The sequence below is a fragment of the Pseudoalteromonas sp. JC3 genome (assembly GCF_030291895.1).
Classification (GTDB): Bacteria; Pseudomonadota; Gammaproteobacteria; order Enterobacterales; family Alteromonadaceae; genus Pseudoalteromonas.
In genome coordinates, this window is record NZ_CP127855.1 from 2,213,764 (window position 1) to 2,229,012 (window position 15,249).

At 42.8% G+C, this 15,249-nt stretch carries 15 protein-coding genes; 13 read left to right on the forward strand and 2 right to left on the reverse strand.

Translation table 11 applies throughout. The annotated features are described in order from the left end of the window. The first annotated feature begins 40 nt into the window (after positions 1-40). The 13 genes from QSH61_RS09250 to QSH61_RS09310 all read left to right on the forward strand — a co-directional run bounded on the left by QSH61_RS09250 (position 41) and on the right by QSH61_RS09310 (position 12,471). The gene (locus QSH61_RS09250; protein ID WP_010372787.1) at positions 41-406 is read left to right on the forward strand and encodes a response regulator; all 366 of its coding nucleotides are present in this window, start codon (positions 41-43) and stop codon (positions 404-406) included. Then, entirely contained in the window at positions 403-984 is a 582-nt protein-coding gene (locus QSH61_RS09255; RefSeq protein ID WP_010604738.1) for a chemotaxis protein CheC, read from the forward strand. Before QSH61_RS09250 ends, QSH61_RS09255 begins: the two co-directional genes overlap by 4 nt. Before the next feature lie 2 nt (positions 985-986). Continuing rightward, positions 987-2,285 carry a sensor histidine kinase gene (locus tag QSH61_RS09260; RefSeq protein ID WP_206472926.1) on the forward strand — a complete coding sequence of 433 codons (1,299 nt, stop codon included), beginning with the start codon at positions 987-989 and terminating at the stop codon, positions 2,283-2,285. Positions 2,286-2,608: 323 nt separating this feature from the next. Next, complete coding sequence (locus tag QSH61_RS09265; RefSeq protein WP_010604740.1) at positions 2,609-3,124, forward strand: chemotaxis protein CheW; 516 nt, start codon at positions 2,609-2,611, stop codon at positions 3,122-3,124. Further along, positions 3,124-4,311 (forward strand): methyl-accepting chemotaxis protein, encoded by a 1,188-nt coding sequence (locus QSH61_RS09270; protein ID WP_193522450.1) that lies wholly within the window; start codon positions 3,124-3,126, stop codon positions 4,309-4,311. Before QSH61_RS09265 ends, QSH61_RS09270 begins: the two co-directional genes overlap by 1 nt. Before the next feature lie 8 nt (positions 4,312-4,319). Then, positions 4,320-4,685, forward strand: a complete 366-nt coding sequence (locus QSH61_RS09275; protein ID WP_010372802.1) for a response regulator — start codon at positions 4,320-4,322, stop codon at positions 4,683-4,685. Between the two features lie 10 nt (positions 4,686-4,695). After that, entirely contained in the window at positions 4,696-4,980 is a 285-nt protein-coding gene (locus QSH61_RS09280; RefSeq protein WP_010604743.1) for an STAS domain-containing protein, read from the forward strand. 1 nt (position 4,981) lies between these two features. Then, the gene (locus QSH61_RS09285) at positions 4,982-6,958 is read left to right on the forward strand and encodes a chemotaxis protein CheA (protein ID WP_069020652.1); all 1,977 of its coding nucleotides are present in this window, start codon (positions 4,982-4,984) and stop codon (positions 6,956-6,958) included. Between the two features lie 14 nt (positions 6,959-6,972). Further along, positions 6,973-9,207, forward strand: a complete 2,235-nt coding sequence (locus QSH61_RS09290; protein WP_206472927.1) for a methyl-accepting chemotaxis protein — start codon at positions 6,973-6,975, stop codon at positions 9,205-9,207. Positions 9,208-9,218: 11 nt separating this feature from the next. Next, positions 9,219-10,019, forward strand: coding sequence for a CheR family methyltransferase (locus QSH61_RS09295; protein ID WP_010604746.1), 801 nt, complete (start codon positions 9,219-9,221; stop codon positions 10,017-10,019). Beyond that, positions 10,013-10,513 carry a chemotaxis protein CheD gene (locus QSH61_RS09300; protein ID WP_227387129.1) on the forward strand — a complete coding sequence of 167 codons (501 nt, stop codon included), beginning with the start codon at positions 10,013-10,015 and terminating at the stop codon, positions 10,511-10,513. Before QSH61_RS09295 ends, QSH61_RS09300 begins: the two co-directional genes overlap by 7 nt. Next, complete coding sequence (locus QSH61_RS09305; protein WP_206472928.1) at positions 10,513-11,565, forward strand: protein-glutamate methylesterase/protein-glutamine glutaminase; 1,053 nt, start codon at positions 10,513-10,515, stop codon at positions 11,563-11,565. Before QSH61_RS09300 ends, QSH61_RS09305 begins: the two co-directional genes overlap by 1 nt. A 54-nt stretch (positions 11,566-11,619) precedes the next feature. Further along, entirely contained in the window at positions 11,620-12,471 is an 852-nt protein-coding gene (locus QSH61_RS09310; RefSeq protein ID WP_206472930.1) for a lysozyme inhibitor LprI family protein, read from the forward strand. Positions 12,472-12,505: 34 nt separating this feature from the next. Here QSH61_RS09310 and QSH61_RS09315 read toward each other — a convergent pair whose 3' ends face one another. Both QSH61_RS09315 and QSH61_RS09320 read right to left on the reverse strand, forming a co-directional pair. Further along, positions 12,506-12,895 (reverse strand): hypothetical protein, encoded by a 390-nt coding sequence (locus QSH61_RS09315; protein ID WP_010604750.1) that lies wholly within the window; start codon positions 12,893-12,895, stop codon positions 12,506-12,508. A 62-nt stretch (positions 12,896-12,957) separates the two neighbouring features. After that, positions 12,958-15,249 carry a sensor domain-containing diguanylate cyclase gene (locus tag QSH61_RS09320; RefSeq protein WP_206472935.1) on the reverse strand — a complete coding sequence of 764 codons (2,292 nt, stop codon included), beginning with the start codon at positions 15,247-15,249 and terminating at the stop codon, positions 12,958-12,960.

Here is a 15,249-nt window from a genome sequence, read left to right on the forward strand (position 1 = left end):
CCATACTTTTTACCAATATAGTGAAATAGGAGTGGTGCTCATGGCAATTCCAGTAACCGTTGCAGACGATTCTATGATGTCGAGAAAGGCTGTGCTTAGGGCAATACCTGAAGACTGGGATGTCGAAGTCAGTGAGGCAAAAAATGGCAAAGAAGCATTGGTGATGGTTGAGCAGGGCAAAGCAGAGGTGTTATTTTTGGATCTAACTATGCCAGAAATGGATGGTTTTGAAGTTCTTACGCATCTACACGAACACCATGCAAAAACCGTGGTAATCGTTATTTCCGCCGATATTCAGCCCGAAGCGAAGAAGTTGGTAGATAAACTCGGCGCATTTCGCTTTTTGCAAAAGCCATTACAAAAAGAAGAGTTACATAACACGCTACAAGAGCTAGGTTTATTATGAACATGCCACTCAGTGAAGAGCAAAGGGACGGCTTGCAAGAGCTAATGAATATATCCATGGGCCAAGCAGCGAACTCTTTAGCTCGATTAATTGAAACGAAAATTAGTTTATCTATCCCTGAAATTACTTCGGTCAGCCCAAATCAACTCAATGAGATCTGTAATACCGCACATGTTTACAGAACGAGGCAGTCATTTTTAGGGGAAATTAAAGGTGAAGTCATTAATCTATTGTCACCGCAAGGCTTACAAGAAATAGCCGAACTTATGGACTACGATAGTCCACTGGATGACTCTGATCTTAATGAAGTCTTATTAGATTTATCTAATATCTTGGCTGGTGCATGTTTAAACGGCTTTTCTAGTCAGTTAGAGCTTAAAACCTCATTGACTATGCCGACTATTTACAAACATCAACTATCCGACGACATTGCCGAGTGGAAAACCACATTGGTGATGAAAATTGCATTTATAATCGAGTCTATTGCTTTTGATTCGAGAGTGATTATTTGTTTGGATGAGAAATCCATTAAAACTGTGATCCAAAAACTCAATGCCATGCTTGGAATAGAGGACTGACTGTGTTTAACGAATTGCAGCGTTATATTCCGGTTGGAATTTGTGTACTCGACCAATCACATACGGTGGTTTTTGCGAATGAATTTTTGAAAAACCGCCTACCGGATAACACTTCCAAAAATATTGAGGGCATGTCTATCGATGAGGTATTTCCTGAAGCTGCAAAAATCATTAAGCGGAAATTGAAGAGTGTTTTTGCTTTAAAAGCAGCAAGTTTTAGCTACTGGGAGCATCGTCCTCATGTTTTTGAACTAAGCAGCAGCCGTCCTGTTACTGGTGATGAAACTTCAATGTATCAGAATATTCAATATGTGCCGATTTTTGAGCATTCTGAAGAAGTGAAAAAGGTATGCGTGATCATACAAGATGTGACGGAGCTTGCGAGCTATTATCAAGAGCAAAAACGTCTAACCGAAGAATTGGAGATAGAAAAGCAGGAGTTAAAAACACTCAACCTTAAGTTGGAAGCTGCACAAAACCAATTACTACAGTCTGAGAAAATGGCAGCAATTGGCCAACTAGCCGCTGGCGTGGCGCATGAAATCAACAATCCAATTGGTTTTGTGAATTCCAATATTCAAAGTTTAGAAGGCCAGGCTAGCGGACTGTTTGCGATGCTCGATTTTTATGAATCGAATTTTAGTACACTTGCCGACAGTGATTTAGCACAGCAGGAGCAGCAGCTCCAAAGTCAGCATAGTATCGACTTTTTAAAGGAGGATGTGCCTGAATTACTGCAAGAGTGCTTAGAAGGGCTGGACCGTGTCTCTAAGATAGTTGAGAGTTTAAAATCCTTTTCTCATGTTGATAACCAGGAGTGGCAAGAGGCAGATCTCATTAAAGGGATTGAAAGTACGCTGAAAATAGCAAACAATTCAATTAAGTACCATGCGGTTATCAACAAAACTTACTCTCTCGATGATGAAGTGTTGCTATATTGTCAGCCAATGCAGATTAATCAGGTATTTTTAAACTTAATTATCAATGCAGCGCAGTCAATAGCGTCAAGCGGTACGGTAACTATCTCTATCGAAGATAAACAAAACGAGGTGGTTATTGCCATCCAAGACACTGGCAAAGGGATCCCTGCTGAGGACATCAATAAAATTTTTAATCCATTTTTTACCACCAAACCTGTTGGTCAAGGCACTGGCCTTGGGCTGTCTCTATCATATAGCATCGTCGCCAAGCACAAGGGTCGCATTCAAGTTGACTCACAAGTCGGTGTCGGCACAACGTTTACGGTATCCTTTCCTAAGCTCAGCGAAGCAGATTTCTCCGACGAATTTACGGATAATTAATCAATCAAACCCAGTTCATAAATAAAATTAGCCTTCATTAGGTTAGCGTTTCTTTGCAATTCATGTACTCCCTTATTGTTTTTGTTCTGATTATCCAGTTTTCAATTATTTGGCTTTAGCTTTCTGACGCTTTCATCATCATAAAATCCAATGCAAAACCGTCACAGCGACAATGCTAAATACTGAAAAATAATTTATAACTAGCTGTTTTTAAATTTATTTTTACCACTCAAAAATAGATAAAATAAATTGTTGCTCAAATTTTGACAGATAAGAAATGTGAGACTAAAGTAACATATAAGACAAATGAGACGGGGCGAAAAATGCAAGCGATCACAGAAAACACACAGTCATTGCAATATCTCACTTTTCAGTCAAGACAGGATTGCTATGCAATTGAGATCCTGTCAATAAAGGAGATTATTGAATTGGGCTCCGTGACAAAAGTCCCTTTGATGCCTGAGTTTATTAAAGGAGTGATTAATTTAAGAGGCTCAGTCGTACCCGTTATCGATCTGTCAGCTCGGCTTTGTGGAGAAGTAATAGAAGTTGGCAGACGAACCTGCATTATCATTTGTGAATTCAGTATTTCTGACAACCTCATTGAGATGGGTGTCATTGTTGACGGCGTTAATGAAGTCATAGAAGTTGACGCAAAAGATCTAACCAACTCACCTCAGTTTGGCGCGCAAATCAGAGCCGACTTCATTGCTTCCATGGTAAGACGCGGAGATGAGCTACTCATCGCGCTAGACCTTGAAAAAGTTCTCTCAGTTGAAGAGATGGCGGAGCTGATAGAGTTAAGCGAGCGTGGTAGTCATCTTGGGGAGTCAGCATAATGCAGATACTTCCAATTAATGAGCTAAAGGCAATCTACAAGTACTACATTAGCGCAGCGGTGTTGCTCAGCCTAGTATTGTCTCTAACGCTATTACTCAGTGTTCGCGTTGATATTTTGTCGCTATCTTCTGTGCTCATCACCAGTGCACTCTTAGCGGTAACGTTAAGGCAGCGTCATTTAACTGCAAAAGTCATTCTTGATTGTGAGGCATTTGCTAGTTATTCGAGTGAGATGCAAGAGCATTGCGAGGTGGAGCAGCACAATACAGAATCTGTTGCCGCGATTTTAGAAACCGTTATTAATCAGGTCTACAGTATTAAAACCTTGGGTAATGACTCGGTTTCTGGGCTGACCTTGCAGTTTTCAGAGCTAAGACAGGCACTAAATAACACGATCGAATCGGCACGAGGTTCTGTAGAAAATTTTGGTGATGATGAACACTGTTTTGCCAAACACAGTCAAGAAGAACTCAATGAAGTCCTGCATAGTTTGCGCGTGGCTCTCGGTTCAAAACTCGAGGTCGTCAATTCCAATCAAGCTGTAAGTCATGCTGCCAAAGAACTAACTGAGCAAACCAAATCCATTCAAAAAATATCAAAAGAGATCACGTTATTGTCACTCAACGCATCAATTGAAGCTGCAAGAGCGGGGGAAGCCGGTCGGGGGTTTGCCGTGGTAGCGGAAAGGGTGCGTGAGCTTTCGGATATTACCTCAGAAGCTGCAGAGCTTATTATTGAAAAGATGAACGGCTTAACCAATGCCGTTGCTGACAATACTGAAAAGCTCACCGAATCACAGGCACAAGACGTTACGCTTATGGATGACGCTGAATTACATATCCGAAAAGTGCTCAATGAGATGGCGACGGTCGCTAATGAGCTGACGCAATCGGTACATGGATTAGATGATACCGCAAGCAAGATAAAAGCGAACGTCGACGACGCGATAACCGATTTTCAATTTCAAGATAGAGTGAGCCAAAAGCTAGAGCACATTTGCAAAGGGCTTACTTCATTAGTCTCGCTCTACAGGACCGAAGGTGAGCTTGGCGAGGACGGGTTGGCTGCATTACAGCAAGAAATGTTCAACTCTTACACCATGAAAGAAGAAAGGGAATGTCATGTTTCAACCACTGAAAATACGTCTCAACACGACCATGTTGAAGACGAAGTAACATTTTTCTAGGAGGTCTTATGACTAAGAAAATTATGATAGTAGATGATTCAGCTTCAATTCGTCAGGTGGCAAAAATGACACTACTCGCTGAAGGTTATGAAGTCATTGATGCCTGTGATGGTCTCGACGCAATCAACAAACTAGATGACGGCAAAATCAACCTGATCATTAGTGATTTGAATATGCCAAACATGGACGGGCTGAGCTTGTTGAAGAAGGTGAAAGAAATGGGCCAATATCGCTTTACGCCTTTTTTGATGCTAACCACAGAATCGGGCTCGGATTTCGTGAGTCAAGGCAAGCAAGCGGGAGCAAAGGCTTGGATGATAAAGCCGTTTAAACCCGAAAAGCTGATTAATACCGTTTCACGTATTTTGGCGTAGGAGCATAAATATGAGCAACTTAACCATTGTGCTGCCAGAAGTATTGACCATTTATGAAGTGAGCAAAGTGGCAGCAAAATGGCAGCTCATGTTAAGCGATGACACGACGGCGATAGCAATTGACCTTAGCGAGCTGTTGGAGGTGGACGCTGCAGGCTTTCAATTAGTTGTAGCACTCGCACAGTGTTGTACGGAAAAGCCGTTATCTGTGATAGGTGTCGATGAGCATCACTCACCTTGTGCCTTATGGCTACTCAATACCTTAGTTGCATCAAACTGCGCGCAAAGGAGGTAAGATGGTTGATTTATCCGAAATTCAAGCGGTCTTTATTGAAGAAGCCAAGGAGTTGGTACTTCAATTTGAAGAAAGTCTCTTGGCAATGGAGTCTATACTGCCAAATAGTGACGACGAGATCATAAACGAGGCGTTTCGTGCTGCACATACCATAAAAGGCTCAGCCGGTGTTGTTGGCTATGACCATATTGTCGATTTTACGCATTTTGTTGAAGCAACAATGGAGCTTCTTCGTGATCACGCGCTAAATCCTTGCGAAAAACTGATTTCGACTTTGCTCGAATGTAATGACCATATAAATGCGTTAATTAAGTGCTTAGAGTCAAACGAAGATTTTCCTCAGGCGTTGACCGATGCTGAAACTGGGCTGCTAGAAAGTTTAAAGTCATATAGTGGTTTGCAAGACCAAGTCTCAAGTGAGCAAACCGTTGTCGAAAATCAAGAAGCAACGCAGAGCTTTCGAGTCTCAGCGCAGTTTTATAAGGCCTGCATGGTGGATGGTTTTGATCCGCTCTCGATTATTCGCTACATCGAAAGTAAAGGTAGTACGGTAGAAGTAGATTGGCTAATTGATGAGGTACCTGCGCTTAACGCGGTCACACCAGATGAACTAGAATTATGCCATTTTAGAATGCAGCTAGAGATACATCACTCTACGCGAGAAGATATTGATGAAGCATTTGAGTTTATTGCTGCAGAATCAAATATTGAGATAGCCCCAATTGAAGATGATAAGCCAACGCCAACACTTGTCAAAACTGATAAACAGCCCACCAAAAATAACAAAGTCAAACCAAAGAATCCCGAGCGAATGATGAAAATTCCGGCGCAGAAGCTAGATGAATTAGTCAATGAACTTGGCGAGCTGGTTATCGTGTCTGCGGCACTTGAAGATCACACTAAAACAATACGTGACTCGGCCCTTACTGAAATTGTTGAACATATTCAACAACTCGTTAGTGATGTGCAAAGCAGTACACTACAACTCAGAATGGTACAGATAGGCGAAACGTTTAATCGTTTTAGCCGTGTGGTGCGAGACACCTCAAAGGAGTTAGAAAAACAAGTTTCTTTAGAAATTATGGGGGCTGAAACCGAACTTGATAAATCAATGGTTGAAAAGATAGTCGACCCTCTTACACACTTAGTTCGCAATGCCATTGATCATGGGATGGAGTCACCAGCACAACGAGCGGACAGTGGAAAGCCTGAATACGGTACCTTATCACTCAAAGCCTTTCATGATTCTGGCAGTATTGTAATAGAGATCAGCGACGATGGACGTGGGCTAGACAAAGAAAAAATTAAAGAAAAAGCAATTCAGCGTAATCTGATCTCACCTGATACTGAGCTTACCGACAAAGAAATTGCTAACTTAATCTTCGAACCAGGCTTTTCCACAGCCGAAAAAGTATCAAATATCTCGGGACGCGGTGTTGGCATGGATGTGGTGAGAAAAAACATTGAAGCGGTACGTGGAACGGTGAGTGTTGAATCTGTCGAGCACCAAGGTACGTGTTTCCAACTCAGGTTGCCGTTAACCATGGCCATTATCGATGGTTTTATGGTGAGTGTTGCTGATGCTAAGTTCGTCATTCCACTGGATATGGTTACAGAGTGTATTGAACTTCCGCTTGGCAATGGGGCAACTCGTCAAACCGATTACATTAATCTGCGCGGTACAGTGCTGCCATTTATTCATTTGAGTCGTATTTTCGACTTACCAACGAACCCTAAGATCAGACCAAGTATTGTCGTTGTGAAGTACGGTCAGTTGCGAGCAGGCATCGTCGTCGATCAGCTGTTAGGTGAGTTTCAAACGGTCATCAAACCACTCGGTGCGTTATTTGAAAAGATGTCGGGGATCAGTGGCTCAAGTATTTTAGGGTCAGGAGACATTGCGCTCATTCTTGATGTACCAAAGCTTATTCATGATTTTGCTCATGAACCTGAATCTAGAAAATTAGCTAACTCTTAATAAGGGGATACATAATGGGAATTTTACCAGCAATCTTTGACAAACAAGTTACTCAACTGTCGAAGGCAGTCGTAAACGCGATTGAACACTCAGATCTTACCCAAGTAAACCCCGCTTTATATGAAGGGGAAGCCAAAACACTCGCGACCAATGTATTAAGTTTGCTTAAAGGCAATGCAGAATTAGAGGCTATCGAGACTACAGGAACATTTGCTGCTCTCCTAGATGGTGCTGGTCGGATTGTTCATCAAAGCAATCAATTCACCCAGCTTATTGCAAATAACGCACAAAGTGATGGTGGATATATTACTGATATGCTGTCGTTGCACAATAACTTTTCCGAGCTGATAGATAAGACCACCAAAGTTAATATGCCAAGCGGATCTTATCAATTAGAAATTATGAATTTAGCACAGCCCATTGCTAACTGTAGTTTCGTGGCTAAATTAATCAGCCAATCGAGTTTGAGCGCTGGAAGTAATAGCGATTTTTATAAGCAAGCCATGGATTACAGTACCGCTTGTATTATGCTGGCTGATGAAAATTACGATATTGTTTATATAAATCGTGCCATGCGAGACATGTTACTCAGGTTAGAAACTGCGATCCAAAGCACGTTACCTACCTTTTGCGTCGACAAACTGGTGGGAGGAAGTATCGACCAGTTCCACCGTAATCCAAGCCACCAGCGCACTATGTTAGCGAGTTTAACCTCTACGCACGTTGCAAAGCTCGGGTTTGGCGAGCACAGCTTGGAGCTCATGATCACCCCCGTATTTGATGAAAGCAATAAGCGTATTTCTACTACGGTTGAGTGGAAAGACGTAACTGATGAAAAGCGCAAAGAGCGCTTGTTAGAAGAAGAGTTTGGTGTTGCCTTCCAAGCGGTAGCTTGCGGGGAATTTGACAGACGCATTGAAGCCAATGAGTTAGAGGGATCGATAGGCAGAATTGCAGAGGCATATAATAAGTCGATGGAAGTGCTGGAATCGGTACTTGAGGACAATTTTGCCGTGCTCAACGCAGTGAGTGAAGGTAACTTATTATTAAAGCCCAAAGTACAAGCACAAGGGCTTTTAGGTGAGCTGGCGCAACGTACAGCCAATCTCACCGATGTGTTAGATACTTTAGCGACCGATATCGTCGAGTTGGTTTCGCAAGCGGTCAAAGGAAACATCCAAAATCGCGCAGACACCTCAAACTATGCCGGCGCATTTAAAACCATGACTGATGGTCTTAACGAGGTATTGGAAGCGACTGAAAAACCGATTCAAGAAATTGCTAACGTCATGGAGGGGTTAAAAGAAGGTCGCCTTGATGTTGAGATTGCAGGAAGCTATTCAGGTGTCTATGACGAGTTGAAGCAAAGCGTCAATAGTACAATCTCCAGTTTAAGTCGCATTATTTGTGATGTTCGTTCTAACTCAGAGTCGCTAGCGCAGGCATCTACCGAAGTCTCTTCTACAGCACAGTCATTGGCACAGAGTGCAAGCGAACAAGCCTCATCAGTTGAAGAGACATCAGCCTCTGTTGAACAAATGACGGCATCCATTGCCCAAAATGCAGAAAACTCCAAAATCACCGACGGTATGGCATCAAAAGCGGCAGGTGAAGCACAAGAAGGCGGTAGCGCCGTGGAAGAGACCGTATCGGCCATGAAACAAATTGCCTCTAAGATAGGTATTGTCGATGACATTGCTTATCAAACGAATCTGTTGGCACTCAACGCTGCCATAGAAGCGGCTCGAGCTGGAGAACATGGTAAAGGGTTTGCTGTGGTGGCTGCAGAAGTCAGAAAGCTTGCTGAGCGTTCTCAATTTGCCGCGCAGGAAATATCTCAGTTAGCATCTGGCTCAGTGAGCAAAGCCGAGCGGGCAGGCAGTCTACTTGCTGAAATTGTACCTGCAATTGGTAAAACCTCTGATTTAGTACAAGAGATCTCCGCAGCGTCAGACGAACAAGCGGCAGGTGTTGGCCAAATCAACGACTCGATGAATCAAATCACCCAGCTAACGCAGCAAAATGCGTCATCGTCAGAAGAACTTGCAGCCACCGCGGAAGAAATGTCCAGTCAAGCAGAGACGCTTACCCAACTCGTCGCCTATTTTAAGATCGGAGACATTGAAAGCCAAAGCAAAATCCGAGTGTTAGAAGGCGGAAAACCGCAAACAGAAGCACAACCCGTCGCCGAGCGAAAAGAAGTGAGTGCTGGGCAAGCTCGCTCAAAAGAGCACTTTGAACAGTTCTAAGGAGGTGCCATATGATTGGGGACTTTATTAGCGATCAAGAATTTACCTGTATTGCTGACTTCTTCAAAGCCGAATCAGGAATACATCTTAGGGATCATAAAAAGAACTTAGTCTGTGGACGACTAAATCAAAGACTGAGGATTTTAGGATTAAGTAGCTATGGTGAGTACATTGAGTATCTAAAAATACCCAATAACAAAGGTGAGCGAAATATGTGCATCGACTTGCTGACTACCAATGAAACCTATTTCTTCAGAGAGCGTAAACACTTTGAAAAGCTCGCAGAGCTGTTTACCACGTACTACCAAAAGTCTGCACCAGATATTTGGTGTGCGGCTTGCTCTTCTGGCGAGGAAGCATACACCTTGGCCATGTGCACGCAGGAGCATTATGGTCACGGGAATTGGGTGGTGCGTGCCAGCGATATTTCTGAGCGGATGCTGGATTTAGCGAAAAAGGCAATTTACCCCTTACATCGTGCTAAAAACATTCCTGACGAATACCTAAGGAAATACTGTCTAAATGGCGTCGGAGAGAAGACCGGCTATATCATGGTGAATGATGAGCTCTATCATAAAGTTAATTTTTTCAAAAATAATCTACTTGTGCCTTATATCGGTGGTAAAGCTGACATAATATTCCTCCGTAATGCACTGATCTATTTTGAAAAAGATGAAAAGGTAAAAATCCTCGAGAATATTTATAGGGCGATGCCGAAGCAAGGTTTTTTGTTTTTAGGACACTCCGAGAGCTTAAATGGCGTGTATGACAAATTTGAATCAATCGCCCCTGCGGTGTATGCAAAATGTTGATGCCAAACAGAGACGTTGAATCAATATTTTTGCAGCCGGGTAGTTTGGCGATTGAGTCATTTCGTCCAGCAACGCTCAATACCTTGCTGGGGTCCTGTGTTTCATTTGTTTTAGTGTCTAAGCAGCACCAACTAGTTGTTGTGAGTCATATGCTATTGCCAACCACAGAAAAGCCGAATGACGATGAGCCGGCTAAATATGTCGATAAGACTTTTTCGTTGGTTCGCCAATATTTAAAGCGGTTTAGTATCCCTGAGGGTTGTGTGGAGATTAAGCTTTTTGGTGGTGGAGAGATGTTCAAAACGTCTTGTTCAGAGACTGTCGGTATGCGAAACATCGAAATGAGTCATAAGCTGATTGACGATTATGGATTTAGGCTTATTGCGCGTGATGTTGGCGGCCCTTATTATCGGAGAATTCAAGTGGATCTCAAGGACGGCGCTTGCCGGGTAGACCGTTTTCATGTTGCGTTATCGAGCAGGAGAGCAACCTGATGTCGAATAAAATTTCCGTCTATATTATCGATGACTCTGCTGTGGTAAGGCAAACGGTCACTGCGATGTTGGAGTATTCGCCTGAAATCTGCGTGACTAAGGTGTTTAGCAACCCTGTCTTGGCGCAGCCCAGCGTGTTGGCAGAGCCGCCAGATGTAATTATTCTTGATATAGAAATGCCACAGATGGATGGTATTACCTTTTTACGCTGGCTCATGGCCAATAAACCTATCCCCGTGATCATTTGTTCATCGCTAACAACCACAGGTGCTCAATTGTCGGTAGAGGCACTCTCCCTTGGCGCATTTGAAATCTTAACTAAACCAGAGTGTGGCTTAAAATCATTTCTTGAGTCTCAACGCGAGCAATTTATTAAAGTGGTTAAGCAAGCGAGATTCTACAGACCAAAGTCCTCTACGGAAGACATAAGCTGTGCGCCTGCTATCAATGTTGCAATGAGCACTACCAACCTTGCCATTAATACCACTGATAAAGTGGTAGCCATCGGCACTTCGACAGGGGGGACGCAAGCGCTTGAGTACATATTTAGTCAATTAGAACCCGAATTGCCTGGTATTGTGGTGGTACAACATATGCCAGCCAACTTCACTAAAGCCTTTGCTCAAAGGCTAAATGATATTTCAAAATTAAAGATTAAGGAGGCTGAGCATAACGAACGCGTACTGGCTAACCATGTGTACATCGCGCCAGGAAGCCATCACCTTCAGCTTGTTCGTCGTGGTGCATTCTATTACACTCAGCTCAAAGATGGGCCGCCAGTGCAGCGCCATAAGCCTTCGGTCAATGTATTGTTTCAATCTGTTGCGAAGCAAGTTAGAAGCAATGCTATCGGATTTATATTAACCGGAATGGGCGCAGATGGTGCATTTGGTTTGTTAGAAATGAAGAAATCGGGGGCGAAGACTTATGCACAAGATGAAAACTCCAGCATTGTATTTGGAATGCCAAAAGAGGCCATTAAGCTAAATGCTCACAGTAAAGAAGTGACTCTAGCGGATGTGCCGATGACAATAACTCAATGTTTTTCATGACGTTACTGTTGGGGTGAGCTCAACTCTTGTTTACGCGATTAAAAGGAAATTAGCTTGAAAGCGACTACATTAACCCGTAATTTTTATCATGGATTGGCTGTAGTTATAGCCATCACTCTATTTGGATGTGCGTCACAAAATAGGACAGTTTTAACACCCACCGAGAAATTGAACGTTGAAGCGTTTCACTGTGGCGAGCAGTGGATGACAGAGGTCGATGATCTTTTAATAAGTGGCGATGGTAGCGGGCATGGTCCTGATCTTGGCAGCCAAGAATGGCAATCGGTCATTGAGTTTAAACTTGGTGTAAGAAGTTACTCGGATAAGCCTGACCGTAGCACGCAGGATTGGTGTCGCTATATTGACGAGCACTTAAAACAACATACCCTACATACGCCTTCATTCGCTTGTAACGAGGTAAGAGCAGGAAGCATGGAAGCCGTTATTTGTGATAGTGCGGCGTTGTCTCGACTGGATCGCAGGCTAAATTCTGTGTATAAAAAAATTGTAAAAGAGCCGCATTCGAAGCAGCTTAAAGCCGAGCAAAGAGGGTGGATAAAAGGGCGCAATGCGTGTTGGAAATCTAGCGATAGCACGCATTGCTTGAAGCAGTCGTATATTCACCGTATTGCCGAGCTTGAGGCTCGTTTTGCATTAGTGACTAGCTCCGGGCATACGACGTATCTCTGTAACGATAAGTTATTATCCGTTTTTTACTATGATACTCAGCCACTAAGCATAGTCGCAGAATTTAATGACAGTGAAAAGCTGATGTTCATCGATAACTCTGCCAGTGATACTCATTACCGCGGTGGCGATTATCACCTTAAAGTACAAAGTAATGTAGCAATATTAACTTGGGGTTATTATCAACAGCCCATCCAGTGCAAAGTTACAGTAGACTAAATTTAGAAGCAGATTAGCGCTTCGAGTTGAAGCGCTAATCACCGGTTGAATGATAGCAAATCTTGTCGAGCATCATGATAATAAACGAGTCGTCTTTTGCTTTTCCTAAGAACTCCATAGCGTTAAATTCAAACGTCCCATCAGATTTGACTTCGTATTGAAGAAGAAAATCAAACTTTTCGCCTTCTTCTTCTACATAACCATCAATATTTATGTAGTTTCTACCCCAATCGCTTGTGAGATAATCCCAAGTGAGTTCGGTAAAAAAATTATTCATAACTTGGCGAAAAGTGTAGTCGCTACACTCTTTAAACGGTGTGTCCTGCATTCGGTCAATTTCTAACTCAGCAGTATAATCGGCATAAGCTACAGATGAGGTGACTAAAAATCCAAGTGCAGCTAGGTTAAGTGAGAGCTGTTTCATCATTTTTCCATTTTTATTTCTGACGCGAAATTAAAGTATATCAAGCAATATGAAATATTTTGTTATTCGAACCAAACTACTTTATTTTTGCCAGTATGTTTAGCCTCATACAAAGCTTTATCAGCATCATTTAAATGTCCTGTAATAGACATTTTTTCCATCTCGGGAAGTACTGCTTTTACACCAATGCTGACCGTGAGATGTATTTTCTCTTCTTCTGACAGAGTAATTTCCAAGTTGGATATAGATTCTCTGATGGTCTCGATCAGTCCGCTAGATGATCCATGTGTGGCATCAAGTAACACAAATGCAAACTCCTCACCTCCCATTCGCGCAGTAAAATCATCACTGCGTAGCGCATCCTTTATGGTGTAAGCAATCAGTTTAATAGCTTTGTCACCAGCATCATGACCGTAGGTATCGTTAATAGACTTAAAGTTATCGATATCTACCATACCAATTAAATAGGGGAAGGATATCTCACCAACTTCGGCGGCTTTTTCCATAAAGGCACGTCGGTTGGGCAGGCCTGATAAGGTGTCGGTCATTGCAAGTTCAAGCAGTTTGTTTTCTGCTTCTTGGCGCTCTTTATCGAGTTTAACCGCATAGTATAAACCCGCTAGAGAATCGACCAGTGGTTGTAAGAATTTTGCATCTTCTTCGGTATAGTCAAAAAACTTATTCGCAAGTCCTATCATACCGACCAATTCGCCATTGAGCTTTATCGGCAGCCCTAAAAACTTAGAGATCCTTGGGTGTCCTTTTGGCGTGCCTTTCGACGCAGGGTGCTTGCCTCGTTCATTACTAATGACGGTTTTTCCCGTCAGGATCACTGATCCAAACAGATTATTAAAATCAGTAAAATAGAGATCGTTATCATAATATCTCTGTACCAATTGAGAGCTTAAATCATTCCACTGCATTTCTGAAATGGCATGAATAAAGAGCCTTGGTACACCGGCGGTATGCTCAAGCTCGCCGATCAGCGCAAATTGGCTATCCGCAATGTCGATGAGCTCTTCTAGAATTTCACGGCATGATTTAGACAGATCACCTGTCTTTAAATAGGCTGACTGTGCTTTACTGATAAAAGACAGTAATTGCTTTTGCTTTCGCTCTTGCAACTGTGCTTCCATCCGGTAGGTAATATCCCGGTGAGTACCAGCAAGGCGCAGTGCTCTCCCACTATTATCGCGTTCAACCACTTTGCCATAGGTTTCTATCCACACCCAGTGGCCATCGGCATGTTTCATTCTATAGGACGTGGTGTAGGCATCGGTTAACCCTTGTAGGTGTTTGGCTAGGTCTCTTTCTACGTGACTACGATCGGCTGGATGAATAAGTTGGCGGAAGTAATTAACACTGGTCTCAACGTATTCAAATTCAATTCCAAGCATATCACACCACTTTTTATTAACTTTATTGATATCTGCTGGAATATTCCAATCCCATGTACCTAGCTCCGAGGCTTCTAGCAACAGCCGCATCTGTCGGTTCGTCTCATTGAGTTTGTCTTCGGTGTACTTTTGCGCAGTATTTTCGGTAATAAAAGCCTGAATGCTTGTCATTCTGCCGTCGTGGTTAAAGTGCGCCACGGTGATCATACGGATCCAGATCTGTTTTGAGTCTAATGCCATCTCTAGCAAAATTTCAGACGCTTCTAAACCATCCAAGTGGTTTTGTAAGTTAAAATGAAATTTCTCAACACTTGGCTCGGTGAGTAAGTCTTCAAAATGCAATTCCCCGGAGCATAAGTGAAAAGCGTCAATACCAATCACGCGCTCAATATTCGGAGAAACCGTACGAATGCGCAGCCCATTATTGTACTTCCACTTAATTAACACGATTGGTGAAAAGCGGATTAACTCTTGATCTTCGAGGTATAACGAATAGTTTTTTTGTAGCTCTAAAATATTGGTGATAAGACCGCTGATCGTCTCGAGTAAATGAACATCTCGCTCGGCATAGTTTTTCGGTTTGGTATCGATTAAACATACGCCACCGATTGGCTTGCCGTCGAGTCTAAAAGGTACACCCAAGTATGAGCGAATGTAGGGCTCGGCAGTCACGAGCGGGTTATTGGCATAATTTTCATCCAAGGCGGTATCTGGAACAAGCAAAGACCTGTTATGTTTGATTAAGCTCTTACAAAAAGCATCTTGCTCCGGTGTCCTATCGGCTAGGATCCCATGTCTGGCGATCAGATGTTGCCATTGCCCTTCGATTACAGTGACTAAAGTTATTGGTACCTCAAAATAATCAGATAGGGAGGTAAGTAGCGTATTGAGGTCGGCGAGCGGAAAGCTTGATTCGACTAAATCTTGTGTTAATTCAACTTTTGCAAAAGTATCCAC

Coding starts and splice junctions, on each gene's coding strand:
- QSH61_RS09250 (WP_010372787.1), top strand. CDS start 41: ATGGCAATTCCAGTAACCGTTGCAGACGATTCTATGATGTCGAGAAAG.
- QSH61_RS09255 (WP_010604738.1), top strand. CDS start 403: ATGAACATGCCACTCAGTGAAGAGCAAAGGGACGGCTTGCAAGAGCTA.
- QSH61_RS09265 (WP_010604740.1), top strand. CDS start 2,609: ATGCAAGCGATCACAGAAAACACACAGTCATTGCAATATCTCACTTTT.
- QSH61_RS09270 (WP_193522450.1), top strand. CDS start 3,124: ATGCAGATACTTCCAATTAATGAGCTAAAGGCAATCTACAAGTACTAC.
- QSH61_RS09275 (WP_010372802.1), top strand. CDS start 4,320: ATGACTAAGAAAATTATGATAGTAGATGATTCAGCTTCAATTCGTCAG.
- QSH61_RS09280 (WP_010604743.1), top strand. CDS start 4,696: ATGAGCAACTTAACCATTGTGCTGCCAGAAGTATTGACCATTTATGAA.
- QSH61_RS09285 (WP_069020652.1), top strand. CDS start 4,982: ATGGTTGATTTATCCGAAATTCAAGCGGTCTTTATTGAAGAAGCCAAG.
- QSH61_RS09290 (WP_206472927.1), top strand. CDS start 6,973: ATGGGAATTTTACCAGCAATCTTTGACAAACAAGTTACTCAACTGTCG.
- QSH61_RS09295 (WP_010604746.1), top strand. CDS start 9,219: ATGATTGGGGACTTTATTAGCGATCAAGAATTTACCTGTATTGCTGAC.
- QSH61_RS09300 (WP_227387129.1), top strand. CDS start 10,013: ATGTTGATGCCAAACAGAGACGTTGAATCAATATTTTTGCAGCCGGGT.
- QSH61_RS09305 (WP_206472928.1), top strand. CDS start 10,513: ATGTCGAATAAAATTTCCGTCTATATTATCGATGACTCTGCTGTGGTA.
- QSH61_RS09315 (WP_010604750.1), bottom strand. CDS start 12,895: ATGAAACAGCTCTCACTTAACCTAGCTGCACTTGGATTTTTAGTCACC.